The 3,799-nt window shown below is 64.4% G+C and carries 3 protein-coding genes; all 3 read left to right on the forward strand.

Features of this window, described 5'->3' with window-relative positions; translation table 11 throughout:
• Positions 1 to 311 precede the first annotated feature (311 nt).
• The 3 genes from gatB to GJ693_RS14535 all read left to right on the forward strand — a co-directional run bounded on the left by gatB (position 312) and on the right by GJ693_RS14535 (position 3,625).
• Positions 312 to 1,814, forward strand: coding sequence for an Asp-tRNA(Asn)/Glu-tRNA(Gln) amidotransferase subunit GatB (gatB, locus tag GJ693_RS14525; protein ID WP_156256983.1), 1,503 nt, complete (start codon positions 312 to 314; stop codon positions 1,812 to 1,814).
• A gap of 93 nt (positions 1,815 to 1,907) precedes the next feature.
• On the forward strand, positions 1,908 to 2,891 hold the full coding sequence (locus GJ693_RS14530) for a nuclease-related domain-containing protein (protein WP_156256984.1): 984 nt from the start codon (positions 1,908 to 1,910) through the stop codon (positions 2,889 to 2,891).
• A 191-nt stretch (positions 2,892 to 3,082) separates the two neighbouring features.
• Positions 3,083 to 3,625: a cell wall hydrolase gene (locus tag GJ693_RS14535; RefSeq protein ID WP_235902951.1), complete on the forward strand. Its 543-nt coding sequence runs from the start codon at positions 3,083 to 3,085 to the stop codon at positions 3,623 to 3,625.
• Positions 3,626 to 3,799: the final 174 nt, after the last annotated feature.

The raw sequence follows: 3,799 nt of genomic DNA on the forward strand, positions 1-3,799 counted from the left end.
GCCGCCAGCATCGCCACCAGCAGCGGCAGGCGCACGGCGCGCGGCGTGGTGGCCGCTGCCTTTGCGGCCGGCGCTGCCCCGTTCATCGCCTCATTGCCCGCAGCGCCCCGCACATCCTGCCCTTGTTGGCGGCTGCCTCCGCCCTGCCCGGTTGCAGCCCGTCCTGCCCATCCCTGGCGCGCCGCGAGCGTGCGCGCGTTAACCTTGTAGCCGGCTAACCTTGCCAAAGGCTTTTGTCCATGCGCGATTGCCGCGACCGGCGGCGATGCGCAGGCTTGCAAAGCCGCACGGTGCTGGCCATAGCGTCGGGCATGTCCACTGCTGAACCTGCCCCCTATATCGTCAAGGGTGCCACCGGCGATTGGGAAATCGTCGTCGGCCTCGAAGTCCACGCCCAGGTGACGGCCAACGCCAAGCTGTTTTCCGGCGCCAGCACCCAGTTCGGCGCGGAGCCCAATTCGCAGGTGAGCCTGGTCGATGCGGCGATGCCGGGCATGCTGCCGGTGATCAACGGCGAATGCGTGCGCCAGGCGGTGCGGACAGGCTTGGCTATCAACGCCCAGATCAACAAATGGTCGCGCTTTGACCGCAAGAATTATTTCTACCCCGATCTGCCGCAGGGGTACCAGATCAGCCAGCTTTACCACCCGATCGTCGGCGAAGGCTGGCTGGAGGTCGAACTCGACGATGGCGCCCGGAAACGCATCGGCATCGAGCGCATCCATCTTGAGCAGGACGCCGGCAAGTCGGTCCACGATCTGCACCCGTCCATGTCCTATGTGGACCTCAACCGCTCCGGCTGCGCGCTGATGGAGATCGTGTCGCGGCCCGACATCCGCTCGCCGGCCGAAGCCGGCGCTTATGTGGCGGCGCTGCGCCAGCTGCTGCGCTATGTCGGCAGCTGCGACGGCAACATGGACGAAGGCTCGATGCGGGCGGACGTCAACGTGTCGGTGCGCAAGCCCGGCGCGGACTTCGGCACCCGCACCGAAACCAAGAACGTCAACAGTGTGCGCTTCATCATGCAGGCGGTGGAGCATGAAGCCCGCCGTCAGGTCGATCTGATCGAAAGCGGCGGCCGCGTGATCCAGGAAACCCGCCTGTTCGATCCGAACAGCGGCACCACCCGTTCCATGCGCGGCAAGGAAGACGCGCATGATTATCGCTACTTCCCCGATCCCGACTTGCTGCCGCTGGTGTTCGATGATGCGTTCATCGCCGAATGCCGGGCGAGCCTGCCAGAACTGCCCGCCGCCAAGCGCGCCCGTTATGAATCGACGCTCGGCCTGTCACCCTATCTCGCTGCGGTGCTGTCGGCCGAGCAGGAAACCGCAGCCTGGTTCGAAACCGCGCTCGCCGCCACTGCCGCGCGTGTCGGCAAGCCCGACACCGAGGTGGCACTGCGGGTTGCCAACTTCATCTCCACCGATCTGTTCGGCGCGCTGAAGAAGCTGGGCAAGGATATCGGCGAAAGTCCGGTGTCCGCCGACTCACTGGCCGAGCTGCTGGCCCTGGCAGCCGATGGCACGCTGTCGGGTCCGCTGATGAAACAGGTGTTCGAGGCCATGCTGGAAAGCGGTGACTCCGCGGCCAGCATCGTCGAAAGCCGCGGCCTGCGCCAAGTCTCCGACACCGGCGCCATCGACGCTGCCATCAAAGCCGTGATGGACGCCAACCCCGACAAGGTGGCCGAATACAAGGGCGGCAAGGACAAGTTGTTCGGCTTCTTCGTCGGCCAGGTGATGCGCGCCATGGCCGGCAAGGCGGCGCCGGCGGTGGTCAATGATCGGCTGAAGGCGCTGCTGGACGGTTGATTCGGGTCGCACCAACCAATTTTAAAGGAATTCATGACCTGATGCTGTGACACGGCAAGTATTGCCGAAATGATTCGCGCGCCAGGTTGAACCATGATTCTGAAACACCGTGAGGATCGCAGCACCAGCATTGCCACGCTGGAACAGCTGATGGCGCACCCGGCTGCCACCCGCCACGATATCGAACGACTGCGCCAGCAAATCGATGCGATCATCAAGGGCGACATGAGCGAGAACAAGGCCGCGATCGAACTGGAGACGCATTGGGGCCACAGCGCCAACCACGTCATCATCCATGATCTGCGGATCGAACTAGACGGCCTGGTGGCGCAGATCGACCATCTGCTGATCAACCGGCTGCTGGATGTGTGGGTGCTGGAAAGCAAGCGATTGGGCGGCGGCATCAAGGTGCAGGACAATGGCGAATGCCTCACCTTCTCGAATGGCCGCTATCCCGTCGCCATTGATTCACCCATCGAGCAGAACCGCCGTCACGTGAAGATGCTGGAACGGCTTTTTGACAGTGGCGCCGTGCCGCTGCCCCGGCGGATGGGCCTGACGTTGAAGCCGCGGCTGCGCAGCCTGGTGTTGATCGCGGAAGGCCGGATCTCCCGTCCGTCAAAGCCGGTGCCCGGCATCGAAAGCCTGGTACGCACCGATCAGATGTTCGCCCATATCCAGCGCGGGGTCGAGAACGGCAATCCGTTCGATCTGGCCAAGTTGGTGAGCGCCGACACAGTGAAAGCGCTGGGCGAACAGCTGGTCGCAATGCACCGGCCGATCGAATTCGACTGGGAACGCCGCTTCCAGCTCGCCGGACCACGTGCCATTCCAAAGGCAACCACGCTACCAGTTGCGCCGTCGCCAACGCCCCTGCCGGCGCAGAAAGCCAAAGTGGTACCGATCCGTTCGCCCGAAACGCCGGCCCATCCCAAACCGCCTGCAGGCCAATGCGATGCCTGCCAGGCGCCGATCAGCAGCGGCGTGAAGAATTATTGCCGGAAGAATCCGGAGCGCTTTGGCCACCTCACCCTGTGTATGGACTGCCAGGGGAAATTCACCGCGCAGGCCAGCTGAACCCTCCGTTGGTCGTCAGGATGGCGCGGTTCGTCGCCCCAAAGCTTGACGATATATGAACAAATGCCCTAGCGGCTTGATTCTGTTCAGGCAGGATCGCGCCGGCGTTTGCGGTTGATCCTGCAGGTCGTGTCTGTCGCGTTGGTGGTGTGGTTTTGACCGCCAACTGCCGCAGGGGCGCAAGTTCGGCAATGAATGTGACCCTTACGCCGCGTCATCAGATGCAGGCTGCTGCGGCAGCCGTTTTGCTGGCCTCTGGCATGGCATTGAGCCATGTCGCCGCCCAAACGCCCGATTCCCAGGCTGCCAGCCAGCCTGTCGCCGTGGCTCCCGCCGAGGTCGAGCCCGTCGCTGAGGCCAAGCCTTCGCTCAACGAACGTCATGTCACCTGCATGGCCAAGGTCGTGCACCATGAAGCCGGCAACCAGCCGCTGGCCGGCCAGATCGCCGTCGCCCAGGTGCTGATCAACCGGGTCAAGCAGGGCTTTGGCGACAATGTCTGCGACGTGGCCAACCAGCCCGGCCAGTTCTTCCGCCTCAATCGCTACCACCCCAACCGCAAGAGCGCGCAATGGGCCGAAGCGGTGGAGGTGGCCCGCACCGTGCTCGCCGGCGAAGCCCGCGACTGGTCGAAGGGCGCGCTCTATTTCCATGCCAATTGGGCCCGGCCCAACGGCTTCTTCCGCGGGCGCACCAAGGTTGCCCGGCTGGAAGACCATGATTTCTATCGGTAACGATTATTCGGCTGCGGCCTGATCGGGCCAGCGCGCCGCCTTCACCTTGTTCCATTCCGCATGAAGCGCCGCGCGCGGGCCATCCAGCCCGCGCGCCGCCGTGCGGTCAGCCAGACCATGGGCCACCGCGCCGATGCGGGCACTGCGGGCGCCGGGCTCCAGCCCATCGGCCCA

It is taken from the genome of Sandarakinorhabdus oryzae, from assembly GCF_009733735.1.
GTDB lineage: Bacteria > Pseudomonadota > Alphaproteobacteria > Sphingomonadales > Sphingomonadaceae > Sandarakinorhabdus > Sandarakinorhabdus oryzae.